The organism is Cyclobacterium sediminis, assembly GCF_054781075.1.
The window spans coordinates 148,391-162,101 of record NZ_BAAGVC010000002.1 but is presented as its reverse complement, the minus strand read 5'-3'; the positions used below and the strand labels follow the sequence as shown (position 1 = coordinate 162,101).

Annotated in this window: 14 protein-coding genes; 3 read left to right on the top strand and 11 right to left on the bottom strand. The window is 41.4% G+C overall.

The annotated features are described in order from the left end of the window. Positions 1–6 precede the first annotated feature (6 nt). Positions 7–783, bottom strand: coding sequence for a phenylalanine-4-hydroxylase (locus tag ACYVHJ_RS01275; protein WP_460511848.1), 777 nt, complete (start codon positions 781–783; stop codon positions 7–9). 344 nt (positions 784–1,127) lie between these two features. Here ACYVHJ_RS01275 and ACYVHJ_RS01270 point away from each other — a divergent pair, with 344 nt between their 5' ends. Both ACYVHJ_RS01270 and ACYVHJ_RS01265 read left to right on the top strand, forming a co-directional pair. Continuing rightward, complete coding sequence (locus tag ACYVHJ_RS01270) at positions 1,128–1,694, top strand: Crp/Fnr family transcriptional regulator (protein WP_460511846.1); 567 nt, start codon at positions 1,128–1,130, stop codon at positions 1,692–1,694. A gap of 52 nt (positions 1,695–1,746) precedes the next feature. Next, positions 1,747–2,241: a DoxX family protein gene (locus tag ACYVHJ_RS01265; protein ID WP_460511844.1), complete on the top strand. Its 495-nt coding sequence runs from the start codon at positions 1,747–1,749 to the stop codon at positions 2,239–2,241. Between the two features lie 294 nt (positions 2,242–2,535). On the opposite strand, the gene ACYVHJ_RS01260 is transcribed toward ACYVHJ_RS01265, so the two are convergent. Beyond that, positions 2,536–2,733, bottom strand: a complete 198-nt coding sequence (locus ACYVHJ_RS01260) for a hypothetical protein (protein ID WP_460511842.1) — start codon at positions 2,731–2,733, stop codon at positions 2,536–2,538. Between the two features lie 46 nt (positions 2,734–2,779). On the opposite strand from ACYVHJ_RS01260, the gene ACYVHJ_RS01255 reads away from it, so the two are divergent. Then, complete coding sequence (locus ACYVHJ_RS01255; protein ID WP_460511840.1) at positions 2,780–2,956, top strand: hypothetical protein; 177 nt, start codon at positions 2,780–2,782, stop codon at positions 2,954–2,956. A gap of 1,093 nt (positions 2,957–4,049) precedes the next feature. Here the strand turns inward: ACYVHJ_RS01255 and aroF are convergent. The 9 genes from aroF to ACYVHJ_RS01210 form a co-directional block, all read right to left on the bottom strand. Further along, positions 4,050–5,069, bottom strand: coding sequence for a 3-deoxy-7-phosphoheptulonate synthase (aroF, locus tag ACYVHJ_RS01250; protein WP_460511838.1), 1,020 nt, complete (start codon positions 5,067–5,069; stop codon positions 4,050–4,052). Continuing rightward, positions 5,066–5,839 (bottom strand): tryptophan synthase subunit alpha, encoded by a 774-nt coding sequence (trpA, locus tag ACYVHJ_RS01245; protein ID WP_460511836.1) that lies wholly within the window; start codon positions 5,837–5,839, stop codon positions 5,066–5,068. The genes aroF and trpA overlap by 4 nt, the downstream gene beginning before the upstream one ends. A 5-nt stretch (positions 5,840–5,844) precedes the next feature. After that, entirely contained in the window at positions 5,845–7,023 is a 1,179-nt protein-coding gene (trpB, locus tag ACYVHJ_RS01240; protein ID WP_339903004.1) for a tryptophan synthase subunit beta, read from the bottom strand. Beyond that, positions 7,010–7,684 (bottom strand): phosphoribosylanthranilate isomerase, encoded by a 675-nt coding sequence (locus ACYVHJ_RS01235; RefSeq protein WP_460511834.1) that lies wholly within the window; start codon positions 7,682–7,684, stop codon positions 7,010–7,012. The genes trpB and ACYVHJ_RS01235 overlap by 14 nt, the downstream gene beginning before the upstream one ends. Continuing rightward, positions 7,681–8,502, bottom strand: a complete 822-nt coding sequence (trpC, locus tag ACYVHJ_RS01230) for an indole-3-glycerol phosphate synthase TrpC (protein WP_460511832.1) — start codon at positions 8,500–8,502, stop codon at positions 7,681–7,683. Before trpC ends, ACYVHJ_RS01235 begins: the two co-directional genes overlap by 4 nt. A gap of 2 nt (positions 8,503–8,504) precedes the next feature. Next, the gene (trpD, locus tag ACYVHJ_RS01225) at positions 8,505–9,515 is read right to left on the bottom strand and encodes an anthranilate phosphoribosyltransferase (RefSeq protein ID WP_339903007.1); all 1,011 of its coding nucleotides are present in this window, start codon (positions 9,513–9,515) and stop codon (positions 8,505–8,507) included. After that, complete coding sequence (locus ACYVHJ_RS01220; protein WP_460511829.1) at positions 9,515–10,096, bottom strand: anthranilate synthase component II; 582 nt, start codon at positions 10,094–10,096, stop codon at positions 9,515–9,517. Before ACYVHJ_RS01220 ends, trpD begins: the two co-directional genes overlap by 1 nt. A 22-nt stretch (positions 10,097–10,118) precedes the next feature. Further along, positions 10,119–11,525 carry an anthranilate synthase component I family protein gene (locus tag ACYVHJ_RS01215; RefSeq protein ID WP_460511827.1) on the bottom strand — a complete coding sequence of 469 codons (1,407 nt, stop codon included), beginning with the start codon at positions 11,523–11,525 and terminating at the stop codon, positions 10,119–10,121. A gap of 239 nt (positions 11,526–11,764) precedes the next feature. Further along, complete coding sequence (locus ACYVHJ_RS01210; protein ID WP_460511824.1) at positions 11,765–13,702, bottom strand: polysaccharide biosynthesis protein; 1,938 nt, start codon at positions 13,700–13,702, stop codon at positions 11,765–11,767. Positions 13,703–13,711 lie beyond the last annotated feature (9 nt).

The following is a 13,711-nucleotide window of genomic DNA, read 5'->3' as shown; positions in this document are numbered from 1 at the left end:
CCGTTTTCACTCCGCTTTTTGCAAAAGTTCGGCTACTTTTTCCTCGATAAGTGGAAGGGAGTCCCTTAACTCATCAAAACCATTCACAATAAAATACCTGTCCTGAAATTTATTTTTCCAAAAAGGGGTATTCAATACTGCCTCCACCTCATAGGCACAATGTCTGGGTTCATCCGAAAGGCTATAATGTATTTCACCGGAGGAACTAAGTATTCCTGCTCCATATGCTTTAATCTCGTTTTTCTCCCTAATTAGACCATACTTCACAGTGTACCAATAAACCCTTTCAAGCAATTCTAAAGCCAATGGATTGTCGATATACCTTAAGGAGATAGTGGCTAAACCCTCTAAAAATTGAGAAAAGCTTTCATTCATCAATAAGGGAAGATGGCCAAAAGCATCATGAAATAAATCAGGAGCTATCGGGTAATCCAATTCATCCAAACTTCTTAGCCAAGAAGTAACAGGGAATTTTTTGGCTTGCAGTAAAGTAAAAAACAAGCCATCATTAACCCGCCCCGGGACCACCTGTACCCGCCATCCTGTGTTCATCCCTAATGGGTAAGACACTTCCTTTAGGTTTACTATTTTTTCTTCATTCAGGTGCAGAGCCTGAAACCCCTTCAAATACCCTTGCGCAGCAACGGCCTGCAGTTTTTTTGACTGTTTCTTAAATAAGATTTCCCAAACTTTATAATCTTCAGCATTATAGGTCCTTATGTCTTGTTGAAAAAGGCCTAAGCCGGGGTCAGTGAATATTCTCTTGGAACGTATATTTTTCATTTTTTATCGCAAAAATTGAATGGCTTTTAAAGGCATTAACTTCGTCCTTTAAAAACTTACTTAGCATTTAAACGAATTTTTAAAGCAAAGGATTGTAATTTCATCTCTGTTTGGAAAAGATTTGCTCCAATAAAAAAAACATCACTGATTTACACTATTTTATATACTTTAAAATTTGTTAAAAGCATACAACAGCTAAAAATTTACTTCATCAGATTGAAGTTATTTGAATTTCCCCGAGAATTACGCCATCCTTATTACCTAGCCATTATTGCAGGATAGTTTGCTGCCCCTTGCTACCTTAATGGTTTACATTAACTTGCCCAAAAATGTCAAAAAAGTAAATGGAACAAATAAGAAATTATTTTGAACAGCTTGTGGCTATCTCTGATGAAGATTGGGCCCTGTTTTCTTCCAAACTTAAAAAAAGTGAATACCCTAAAAAATCAAGCTTATTGAAAGTTGGAGAGATAGAATCTCATTTGTCTTTTATTGCAAAAGGGGCTGTCAGGCTATTTATTCCTAAAATAGAAAATGATTTAACTTTCGGCTTTTGTTTTCAAGGGCAATTTGTCAGTGCTTATGATTCTTTTTTAAGTCGGCAACCTTGTACCTATCAAGTAGAAACCATGACCCAAACCAGCCTTTGGCGCATTTCCTATGAAGACTTGCAGTTTATATACGACAACACCAATATTGGGAATACCATTGGAAGACTGGCTGCTGAAAGCCAATTCCTAATCAAATCAGAAAGAGAACTTTCCTTTTTAGAACAAACGGCGGAAGAAAGGTATAGGGCTCTTTTTAAAAAGCGCCCAAATTTAATCTTGGAGATTCCACTCAAATACATTGCTTCCTATGTGGGAGTAACTCCTCAGGCACTCAGCAGAATAAGAAAGCGAATTTCTTAACCCGGGTTCATTTTCTTAAGGAAAAATTATCCCCACCTTTGGAAAAAAAAAAATGAAACCGTTTATCCTTCTAATTACCATAACCCTTATTGTTACAGGTTATCTCAAACTTGTTCACGGTAAATATAATTTCACTCTAGCTGCCAGAATAGGCTTCTCTGCCATGTTGTTATTTACCGCTTTGGGACACTTTATGTTCACAGAAGGGATGGCAATGATGGTCCCTGACTTTTTACCTTATAAAAAAGAGCTTGTTTTTTTTACGGGTATTATTGAAATATTTGGGGCCATTGGGTTGCATCTGCCTCGGTTTAGAAAAGTGACAGGATACCTGCTGATCTTATTTTTTATTTTGATTCTTCCTGCAAATGTCAAGGCGGCTTTTGAACAGATCGATTATCAAGCGGCAAACCATAATGGCAGTGGATTGACATATCTATGGTTCAGGGTTCCTTTGCAATTTTTATTTATTATATGGGTGTATTTTTCATCCATAAAATTCGAAAAAAGGAATAAACCTTCAACCCGGATTATCAATGTCGTTTAGTTAAGAAATTTTTATTGTTTATAGGAAAGAAAAGGGGAGTCTTTCACCATTTCGATTGTCACTTTTTTGCTGCAGTGCATGTCCCGAGTAGTGAAACGTATCGGGATTAAAAAATTAAGCAACCAGCCCAGCGCAGCTAGTCAGTGGCCTGTCCTCAAGCGGAGCTAGTCAGGAAAAACCCCGCCGCTGAGTATCTTTTCGGCTAAAATTTAACCCGGATTATGTCATAGGATTCGTGATGAGTGTTGCAATCGCAAGAAAATCAGGCTGTTTGGAGATTTTAGCATAGCACCGCTATAGTGAAATTGAAAACAGCAACGAAGTGGCTGATTTTGAAGCGATTTCAGCACGTAATAGATTGTCTATTGCATATTTCGAGTTTAAGGCCTCCCGCACACAGGCAAACTCCTTGCTTTTGGTATAATTGTTTCGTTGCTTTTTAATGTTAAATAAACCAAAAACTTCGTCATACAGTGCCTGTGCCCTTGCCATCGCTTCTTAAATTTGTTAACGCCAAAAATCTACAAGGCGGAAGTGAATGTATTCGTCATTCCGAGGCTTTGCGATGGCCATGCGGGAAGGAAGGCGAAGGAATCTCCAATGTGATGAGATTGCCACACCCTTTTCCTACACTCCCGCTCCCCAAAAAAGGGTTCGCAGGGACGAAAGAAGCACATCATGGCTCACTTCGACAGGCTCAGTGGCCGAAAGATAATTCCGAGATTTTGCGGGGCCTTTCCCGTTGGAAGGCGAAGGAATCTCCAAGGTGATGAGATTGCCACACCCTTGCCTCTCCACTGCCCTCCCCTAAGGGTTCGCAATGACGGGTAACTTCTCGTCATTCCGAGACTTTGCGGGAGCCTTGCGTGTTGGAAGGCGAAGGAATCTCAACAGTGATGAGATTGCCATACCCTTGCCTCTCCACTGCCCTCCCCTAAGGGTTCGCAATGACGGGTAACTTCTCGTCATTCCGAGACTTTGCGGGAGCCTTGCGTGTTGGAAGGCGAAGGAATCTCAACAGTGGCGAGACTGCCACACCCTTGCCTCTCCACTGCCATTCCCTAAGGGTTTGCAATGACTTAACAAGCACATACTGGCACACTTCGACAGGCTCAGTGGCCGAAAGATAGGGACTGATGACGATTATTTTACGTCATTCCGAGACTTTGCGGAAGCCTTGCGCGTTGGAAGGCGAAGGAATCTCAACAGTGGCGAGACTGCCACACCCTTGCCTCACCACTGCCCTTCCCTAAGGGTTCGCTATAACAAGCACATACTGGCTCACTTCGACAGGCTCAGTGGCCGAAAGATAATTCCGAGACTTTGCGGGGCCTTTCCCGTTGGAAGGCGAAGGAATCTTCAATGTGATGAGATTGCCGCACCCTTTTCCTCCGCAAAGCCTCCCCAAAAAGGGTTCGCAATGACTTAACAAGCACATCTGGCTCACTTCGACAGGCTCAGTGGCCGAAAGATAATTCCGAGTCTTTGCAGGGGCCTTGCGCGTTGAAAGGCGAAGGAATCTCCTAAGTGATGAGATTGCCACACCCTTTTCCTCCTTAAAAAGGGGGAATTTGAGCTTTCAGCAATGGGGTGACTTTTGCTGAATATGGGATAGCATCTCTTGGAAAAACCGCTAGCCCAAAAGAGGGATGATCACCTAATTCGAGTTAAACCTATTGCCATCGAGTGGCACAAAGATTTTGTCAGCATCATAGAAAAACTACAATACTGACAAAATTATAGCAAAAAACTGATCTACAGATGTTTATATAACTGTTAAACAAATTGATCAATCCACTGACAAAGGCTTAATGCAAATCAAATGATTTTCTTATCTCAAAGATTTTCCTAATGTAGCCAATCAGGTCACTACTTTGGGTAAAGTTTAAGGTCTGCTGTCCATCGGAATAGGCTTTATCCGGATGCTCATGGGATTCGTAAATGATTCCATCTGCGCCGGCCATCACCCCTGCCAAGGCCATTTGTGGTACAAAGTCCCGAATACCAATACCATGAGAAGGATCCACCACTACAGGCAAATGGGATTTAGACTTTAAAATGGGAACTGCATTCAGGTCTAAGGTATTTCTGCTTGCCCTTTCATAGGTACGGATTCCGCGCTCACAAAGAATGAGTTTTTCGTTCCCTCCTGAAAACACATATTCCGCAGATTGAAGCAGTTCTTCGATTGTTCCCGAGATTCCCCTTTTGATTAACACGGCTTTGTCAATTTTACCCAATTCATCCAAAAGGTTGAAATTTTGTGTATTTCTGGCGCCTACTTGAAAAATATCCACATAATCGTGCATTTCTTCTATCTGCGACACCTGCATGACTTCAGTTACGATTTTAATTCCTGCAGCCTTTGCATGTTGGTACCAAAGCTTTAGGCCATCCATGCCCAGTCCTCTAAATGCGTAGGGACTGCTCCTGGGTTTGAAGACTCCACCTCGCATCATGCTTACCTTGTTCTCTTTTAGGTGAGCAATTACCCGTTCGATTTGCTCCTCGGATTCTATGGAACAAGGCCCGGAAATAATGGCCATATCTCCATCTTTAATTTCAATTCCATCTCCAAGATCAATGGATGTAGGTTTTGCTTTCCACTTTTTAGACACTAGTTTGTATTCATCAGATACCACATGGATGTCCAAAATACCATCCATGGCCCCAATTTTTCTAATGTCATAGGAAGCTTTTCCAATACCTATCAGGTAATTCCCAACCTGTGTTTTGACCTCGCTCACCTTATAGCCTAAGCCATTGATCTTTTCGATCAATTTTTGGGTTTGTTGCGGGCTTATGTCTGTCTTTAGCTGTACGATCATGATATGACGCCTTTAATATATGTTTTAATTTCTTCGTTGAGGGATTTTGCCTCCCTGACAACATTGATAAAAGCACTCCCAATAATTGCTCCGTGTGAGTAGGTCGAGGCGGTGGAAAAAGAGGCCTTATCTGATATACCAAAACCTATCAATCGTGGATTTTTAAGTCCCATATCTCTCACCCTCTCAAAATAGGCAATTTGCTCAGGACTTACCTCCTTTTTAGCTCCTGTAATACTTGCCGAAGAGACCATATAGATAAATCCATCTGTTTTGCTATCGATTTCCCGAATTCTTTGTTCAGAGGTTTGCGGAGAAATCAGGAAGGTATTTCTAAGGTTATAATGGTCAAACAAATCTTTATAGGCATCGGTATATTGCTGCATTGGCAGGTCAGGAATAATCACTCCATCAACACCTACTTCCTGACATTTTTTGCAAAAATCTTCCATTCCGAACTGCACAATAGGATTTAAATACCCCATCAATACCACAGGAATATTTAATTTACTCCTTAAGCCTTTCAATTGCGTAAACAACAGTTTAAGGGTCATTCCATTGTTAAGGGCCACATTATTGCTATCCTGAATGGTAGGGCCATCGGCTACAGGGTCAGAGTAAGGAATACCTATTTCAATAATATCTGCACCTGCCTCTTCAATGGCTTCCATGATCTCCATGGTGTCGTCCAACTTTGGGAAACCTGCTGTAAAGTATATAGAAAGGATATTGGCATCCTTATTTTTAAATAATTCGTCTATTCGATTCATGGTCATTAATAATTACCCCATTTAATATATGTTTCCAAATCCTTGTCTCCTCTCCCTGACAAGTTGATTACGATGATGTCCGACGCATTGAATTTTAGCTGCTTCAAGGCAGAAAGTGCATGGGCCGATTCTATGGCCGGTATAATTCCTTCCAAACGACTCAATTCTATTCCTGCTTTCATGGCATCTTCATCTTCTACTGCCAAAAACTCTCCTCTCCCTGAGGCAAATAAATGGGCATGCACGGGACCTATCCCCGGGTAATCCAAGCCTGCAGAAATACTGTGGGGCTCCACTACCTGTCCATCTTCCGTTTGCATAAGTAATGTCTTGCTTCCATGAAGAATGCCCGGTTTTCCCAGTTGTGTGGTGGCTGCAGACTTACCGGAACTTACGCCATGGCCGGCCGCTTCCACCGCTATTAATCTTACTTTCTCGTCATTGTAATAATGGAAAAACGCCCCTGCAGCATTGCTTCCTCCTCCTACGCAGGCAACAACTATGTCCGGGCTATCTTTTCCCTCTTTTTCTAAGAGTTGTGTTTTGATTTCAGCAGAAATTACCGACTGAAACCTGGCAACCATTTCAGGGTATGGATGAGGTCCAACCACCGACCCAATAATATAATGCGTATCAACAGGATTGTTAATCCACTGCCTCATGGCTTCATTGGTAGCATCTTTAAGGGTTTTACTACCTGAATTGGCAGGCACCACTGTGGCGCCAAGAATCCGCATGCGCTCCACATTGGGTTTTTGACGCTCCATATCAATGGCGCCCATATAGACCGTACATTCCATTCCCATTAAGGCACATACAGTAGCTGTGGCTACCCCATGTTGTCCAGCCCCTGTTTCGGCAATAATCCGCTTTTTATTGAGTTTTTTGGCCAGGATAATTTGCCCTATGGTATTGTTGATCTTGTGGGCTCCGGTATGGCAAAGGTCCTCTCTTTTAAGGTAGATTTTTGCTCCATATTCTTTCGACAATCTTTCGGCCAAAAACAAAGGAGTAGGCCTTCCCACATAATCTTTGAGCAGTCGATCAAACTCTTCCTTAAAAGCTTCAGAAGCCATGATTTGCTCATAATTTTCTCTAAGCTCTTCTATGTTGGGATACAGCATTTCAGGGATGTAGGCTCCCCCAAAATCTCCGTAAAATCCATTTTCATCAATCTTTATCATCGGTTTTCTTTTTTTTCGCTGTGGCAGCTTTATCTCTGATTGCTGCCGTAAATGTCTTTATTTTTTCCAAATCCTTGACGCCTTTGGAAATTTCAAATTTTGAATTGATATCAATTCCCACCATGGCAGGAAAAGCCTCATAACAAGCCAGAAGGTTTTCCGCATCTTTGGGGGTTATTCCTCCGCTTAACAGAAAAGGCGTCTCATAAGGATAGGATTCTAATAGCTCCCAATTGAACTGATGGCCTGTGCCCCCGTAGGAAGGACCATCTGTATCAAACAGGAAATAATCCACCAGGTCTATATAGGGTTCCAATGACTTCCAACTCCAGTCTGCTCCTACCCTAAAAACCTTGATCAGTTTTACTTCGGTCTGTTCTTTGAGGGCTTGTAGCTGATCCGTAGATTCATCTCCATGAAGTTGAACCATGGAAAGGCCGTAATCCTTTACTATTCTAAGGATTTCTTCTGTGCTTTCATTGACAAACACCCCCACTTTGGGTAAAGCGATACCCTTATAGCGGGTAGCATCTTGTCCAAAATTAGGCACATAACGACCTGAAGGAGGGTAGAATATCATCCCCATCCAATCAACTCCCGCTATTCCCAACAAACCTGAAATATTCTCAGGCTCAGCCATGCCGCAAACCTTGATGATCATACGGCTACCTGTCCCTTGGGAGCTGCCAATAACTTCCTGTATTGTTGCATAAAATTATAGGCTGCCTGATGCGGACGGATGGTCTTCATGAAGTTTTCTCCGATCAGAAACCCATCATAACCTGCCTGTTTTAATTGGACCAAAGTGGCCGGATCAGCAATGCCACTTTCTGAAATTTTGGTAAAGGTATCGGGTATGGCTTCCACCAGATCCAAAGAGGTTTGAATATTCACCTCAAAGGTCTTTAGGTTTCGGTTGTTTACACCTACTAGGTCTACATGCTCGTTAAGGCTTTTTTTCAATTCCTCCCCATCATGCACTTCCAACAAGACCTCCAAACCCAGGTTTTTGGCAAAAACAGCCAATTCTTTGAGTCGTTTTGGCTCCAAGGCGGCTGCTATCAATAAGATACAATCTGCTCCAATGGACCTGGCCTCTATGATTTGGTATTCATCTACAGTAAAGTCTTTCCGTAAAATTGGGCAGAAATTGAATTTTCTTGCCAGGCCAAGGTCTGCTTCACTTCCTCCAAAAAAATCCTTGTCAGTCAGCACAGACAAAGCAGAAGCTCCGGCTTGCATATAACCAATTGTGGTTTGCTCCACCGATGCTGTCCCATTGATAAGGCCTTTGGAGGGCGATCTTCTTTTGAATTCAGCTATGATCCCGGTCTTCTCAGGGTGGCTGACATATTTTTTCATGGAAACCACCTCACTTTCGAAAAACAAACTTTTCTCCAGCAATTTTTGTGGGTAAAGGGCTTTACGCTCTTCTATTTCCTCCTTTTTTCGAGCAATTATTTTTTCCAGTATATTCATTCTTAGCTAATATTTATGGAGGTTTTAGGATTTATCAATTCTTTGAAAACTTTGAGTGCTGTACCATTTTTTAAGGTTTCGGTAGCTTTTTCTCTAGCGGTATCCAGACTCCAATCCGGCTTAGACGTGGTGAGGGCAAGGGTAGCATTGGCTATTACCACTGCTTCTTGCTCTGGGCTTCCTTTACCTTTCAAAATCTTCATGAAAATATCTGCAGATTCCTCAATGGTGGTTCCTCCCTTGATGGTTTCAGGCATTATGGTATTGAAACCTAATTCTTCCGGACTAACAATTTTTTCCCCATCGTTAGAAATCCACTTAAGATCACCTGTCAATGAGACTTCATCATATCCATCCAGGGCATGTAAGATACTAAATCTCACATCATTGTTTTGGTACAGGTAACCATACAGCCGTGCAAGTTCAAGACTAAAAACACCTACCAATTGTTTTTTTGGGAAACTCGGGTTGACCATAGGGCCCAGCATATTGAAGAAAGTTTTTACCCCCAGCTCTTTGCGCACCGGACCTATGTGTTTCATGGCCGGATGGAAAAGAGGGGCATGCAAAAAACAAATCCCGGCATTATCCAGACTGCTTTTTAACTGATCCACATCATTGGTAAACTCATAACCAAAATGAGCCAAAAGGTTTGAAGATCCGCAAACCGAGGATACCCCCACATTGCCATGCTTGGCTACCGGTTGCCCTGCGCCGGCCACAATAAAAGATGCCAGGGTGGAGACATTAAAGGTATCTTTGCCATCCCCTCCTGTGCCACACAAATCAATGGCATCATATTCAGGGATATCTACAGCGATACACCTTTCGAGCATGGCCTCTCTAAATCCCATCAACTCTTCAACCCTCACACTTCGCATCATAAATATGGTCAAGAAAGCAGCCATCTGGCTTGTATTTACTTCACCGGAAGTCATTTCTTTCAATATCCCTTTTGCTTGTTCTTTGCTTAGGGTTTTGTGTTCTATCAGGTGGTTGAGTATCTCTTTCATTAATTGTTATTTTTTTTACCTTCAATCCAGTTTTTTATGATTTGCACCCCATTTTCAGTCAGAATGCTCTCGGGATGAAATTGCAAGCCACGTACATCAAATTCTTTGTGCTTGATGGCCATGATCTGTCCATCGGGCGTTTTGGAGGTAACCTCAAGCACTTCAGGTAGCATCGTGGCATCTATCACCCAACTATGGTACCTGCCTACGGTGAAATATTCAGGCAAGCCTTCAAACAATAAATCAGGTTTGATCTTTATTTTGCTCGCTACACCGTGAACCACCTCTGTTAGGTTGATAAGTCCTGCTCCAAAAGCCTCTCCAATGGCCTGGTGCCCAAGACATACCCCTAAAATATCTTTACTTGCCGCATATTTTTTGATCAGTTCAGGCATAATCCCTGCCTCAGAAGGAAGTCCGGGGCCCGGGGAAAGCAATATCTTATCATAGGCATCCACCTCTTCTAAGCTTATTTTATCATTTCTAATAATATCCATTGATTCTCCATAACCCAATTCTCGGATAATATACACCAGGTTATAGGTGAAAGAATCATAATTGTCCAGTACCAGTATTTTCATCTGTAAATGCTTTTCTATTTAATTAAATTGTCTCCGCAGACTTAAGGGCTACCCGCAAGGCTTCCAGCTTATTACTGACCTCTTGAAGTTCACTCTCAATGGAGGACTTGGCCACTACACCTGCTCCTGCCTGAAATCGCAATTGGTTATTTTCTGATACAAATGAACGGATCAGAATGGCATGATTAAAATCTCCGTTGAAACCCAAAAAGCCTATGGCTCCCCCATAAAACTTCCTTGCGCTATTTTCAAGGTTGTCTATCAGTTCCATGGCCCTGTATTTGGGGGCACCTGACAAGGTACCCGCAGGAAAAGTGTCAGCAACCAGCTGGAGCGGGTTGGCTCCCTCAGGGAGATCCCCTATCACTTTTGAAACCAAATGAATGACATGTGAATAGTATTGAATCTCTTTAAAAACTTCCACATTCACTTTTTCAGAAGACCTGCTTAAATCATTTCTGGCCAAATCTACCAGCATTACATGTTCGGAATTCTCTTTGGGGTCATCATAAAGTTTCACTGCCAATTCAGCGTCCGATTTATCATTTCCTGTACGTTTAAAGGTCCCTGCAATCGGATAAATGGTTGCCTTTCTGCCCTTAACTACAATTTGAGCTTCCGGGCTACTACCAAAAATCTTATAAGAACCGTAATCAAAGTAAAATAAATAAGGAGAAGGATTGATGGAACGCAATGCCCGATAAACGTTAAACTCATCTCCTTTAAACCCGGTTGAAAAGGAGCGGGACAATACTATTTGGAAGACATCTCCCCGAAAACAATGATCCCTTCCCTTGGCAAGAATATCTAAAAATTCATTGTCGGTATAATTGGAAGTTTCCTTGCCATCCAGGCTAAATGAATAGCTTGGGATATTTTTATTATTGAGAATCATTTCAATTTTTGGAATTCCCGACTCCTCTTCTCCACCTTCCAAATAATGTTCAAAAATATAAAGCTCATTTTTGAAATGATCCACCACAATCATGTTCTTGTACACCGCATAGTGAATCAAGGGAATACTTGAAGCTTGAGGATTGTTGATGGTGATGTCTTCAAAATAACTTACCCCATCATATTGAATATAGCCAAACAGACCGTTGGTAATGAACTTAAAGTCCATCTCCTCTTCTTGAAAGGTATTCCCAAACTGCCTAAGCTCATCCATAATATTGTCTGTTTTCTCAAGCTTCTTCACAGAAGTGCTCTGGTCGGGAAATGACTGATGGACTTCACCGTTTATTAGAGAAAAAGTTGCCATGGGTTCACAACAGATATAGGAATAACTGTTTTCATTCCCATGGTAGTCAGAACTTTCCAGAAGGATGGTATTGTTATACCTGTCGCGAATCTGAAGGTAAATACTCACCGGAGTGATGGTATCTGCCAATAGCTTTTTATACCGGGTTTTGATTCTTATTTTATTCATTATTTGGGTATTTAAAATAAAAAAAAGGCTTGCCGGGAATCCAGCAAGCCTAAGTATATCGATTGATCAAAATTTGGCAATAGTTAGCTGTTCCCCTTTAAAAGAAGTAAGAAAGCCACCACCAATTTTGATTCTGATTTTTCATAACGTTGAGCAAATATAGAAAAGGGCGTCGATTTTAAAAAGGTATTTTAAGATATTTTTAAAATTGTTCCTTTACTATACTATAAAGCATCAATTTAAGGTTTTAATTCATGAACGATCGCTTCATTATCAATGGCTTCAAACCTTGATTTATGACTTAAGAATTCAGGAACCATTTTTTTCATTTGTCCCACCAAAGTCATTTCCCCTTCATTGCCTTTCATTTCCATCAATAAGGAGACATCCAAATTAACTTCGTCGAAATTTCCAGGCCTTACTTGAGCGATTTTAATTTTCGGATGATGCGTTTCCAAAGATTTCTCTTGGTCATTAAGCACTTCCTCATATAATTTCTCACCCGGTCTCAAGCCTGTGATCCGAATCATGATGTCTACATCAGGTTTTTTGCCACTCAAGTGAATCATTTTCCTGGCCAAATCAATGATTTTAACCGGTTCTCCCATATCGAATACGAAAATCTCTCCACCATTACCCATTACTCCGGCTTCCAATACCAGGTCACAAGCCTCAGGAATAGTCATAAAATAACGGGTAACTTTTGCATCCGTAACCGTTAGCGGACCTCCTTTTTTAATTTGTTCTTTGAACAATGGAATAACAGATCCGTTGGAACCTAGCACATTACCAAACCTTGTAGTAATGAATCGAGTGCCACCATTACCGGATTCTCTAAGCTTTTTATCCAGGCTTTGAATGTACATCTCAGCAATACGTTTACTGGCCCCCATCACATTGGTTGGGTTCACCGCTTTGTCGGTACTTACCAAGACAAATTTATCTACCCCATACCTTACGGCCAGGTCGGCTACCGTCTTGGTGCCAAGCACATTGCAGCGCACTGCTTGAATAGGATACCTCTCCATCATTGGCACGTGTTTGTAGGCTGCTGCATGAAAGATCACCTCAGGTCTGTAAGTTTTCATGATGTGCTCCAGGTTTTCTTCGTCTGTCACATCAGCCAAAACAGTTTGTAAAGCCAAATCCTTGAACTCACTTTCCAACCTGATTTCATGCTCATGTAAAGGCGATTCTGCTTTATCCAACATGATCAAAAATCCGGGATTAGCTCTGGCCACTTGCTTACAAATCTCACTTCCTATGGAACCTGCAGCTCCGGTTACCAAAATGGTTTTTCCACTGAGGTAACTTGCTACATTTTTATTTTTTAGATCAATGGCATCCCTACTCAATAAATCTTCAATATTTACTTCCCTTAAGTTGCCAGTTTTGGAGCTACCATCCACCCATTCATTTACAGGAGTGATGGTAAGCGCATGTATATTGAGTGTAATACACCTGTCAATGATTTCTCTTTTTCTTGCCGGAGAAAGGTCCATCACCGAAATAATCAATTCTTTTACTCCTTTTTCTTTCACCAAGCTGTCCAATCTATCCAAACCACCATGAACCCTAATTCCTTCAACCTTTTTCTTTTGCTTTTTAGGGTCATCATCCAAAAATCCGTGGACATTGAACTTATAATGGGTATTTTTCAAGATTGCCTTATGAATAAGAATACCTGCTTCGCCGGCACCAAAAATTAAAACATCTTTTTCCGGCAAATCCGGTTCAACTTTATTTTTGATAAGACTGAAAGCTTCTTTTACAAATAGGCGATAAACCATTAAAAAAGACAAGGTCAATACGGATGTGATCACCAATACAGACAAAGGAAGAAAATGCTTCCCAGGAACCAAGAAAACACTGTAGCCAAAATCAACCAAATAGGCAACCACTGCCGTTATTATGGTGGTTCTCATTAACAACAAACCATCACTTAGGGAAGTATGCCTAACAATCCCAACATAACTTTTCGTAAAAAACATTACCATGGCACCTATCATCAAATAGGAGGCTGCAGACCTTATTACCGGATAATCAGTCAATGCTGCCCAGTCAAAATTAGCTCTAAGCCAAAATGCCAGGATTACACATTGAAACATGATGAACCCATCCAGAAATGCAATGATCCATCTGGGAAGAATGTTGATTTTTTTGCTCAAGTTGATCATAAAAAAGGT

What these genes read in the sequence shown, in the direction of transcription:
- ACYVHJ_RS01275 (WP_460511848.1), bottom strand. Translation starts at nt 783, where the DNA reads ATGAAAAATATACGTTCCAAGAGAATATTCACTGACCCCGGCTTAGGC.
- ACYVHJ_RS01270 (WP_460511846.1), top strand. Translation starts at nt 1,128, where the DNA reads ATGGAACAAATAAGAAATTATTTTGAACAGCTTGTGGCTATCTCTGAT.
- trpB (WP_339903004.1), bottom strand. Translation starts at nt 7,023, where the DNA reads ATGATAAAGATTGATGAAAATGGATTTTACGGAGATTTTGGGGGAGCC.
- aroF (WP_460511838.1), bottom strand. Translation starts at nt 5,069, where the DNA reads ATGATCGTACAGCTAAAGACAGACATAAGCCCGCAACAAACCCAAAAA.
- ACYVHJ_RS01215 (WP_460511827.1), bottom strand. Translation starts at nt 11,525, where the DNA reads ATGAATAAAATAAGAATCAAAACCCGGTATAAAAAGCTATTGGCAGAT.
- ACYVHJ_RS01220 (WP_460511829.1), bottom strand. Translation starts at nt 10,096, where the DNA reads ATGAAAATACTGGTACTGGACAATTATGATTCTTTCACCTATAACCTG.
- trpD (WP_339903007.1), bottom strand. Translation starts at nt 9,515, where the DNA reads ATGAAAGAGATACTCAACCACCTGATAGAACACAAAACCCTAAGCAAA.
- ACYVHJ_RS01210 (WP_460511824.1), bottom strand. Translation starts at nt 13,702, where the DNA reads ATGATCAACTTGAGCAAAAAAATCAACATTCTTCCCAGATGGATCATT.
- ACYVHJ_RS01255 (WP_460511840.1), top strand. Translation starts at nt 2,780, where the DNA reads ATGTATTCGTCATTCCGAGGCTTTGCGATGGCCATGCGGGAAGGAAGG.
- trpC (WP_460511832.1), bottom strand. Translation starts at nt 8,502, where the DNA reads ATGAATATACTGGAAAAAATAATTGCTCGAAAAAAGGAGGAAATAGAA.
- ACYVHJ_RS01260 (WP_460511842.1), bottom strand. Translation starts at nt 2,733, where the DNA reads ATGGCAAGGGCACAGGCACTGTATGACGAAGTTTTTGGTTTATTTAAC.
- trpA (WP_460511836.1), bottom strand. Translation starts at nt 5,839, where the DNA reads ATGAATCGAATAGACGAATTATTTAAAAATAAGGATGCCAATATCCTT.
- ACYVHJ_RS01235 (WP_460511834.1), bottom strand. Translation starts at nt 7,684, where the DNA reads ATGATCATCAAGGTTTGCGGCATGGCTGAGCCTGAGAATATTTCAGGT.
- ACYVHJ_RS01265 (WP_460511844.1), top strand. Translation starts at nt 1,747, where the DNA reads ATGAAACCGTTTATCCTTCTAATTACCATAACCCTTATTGTTACAGGT.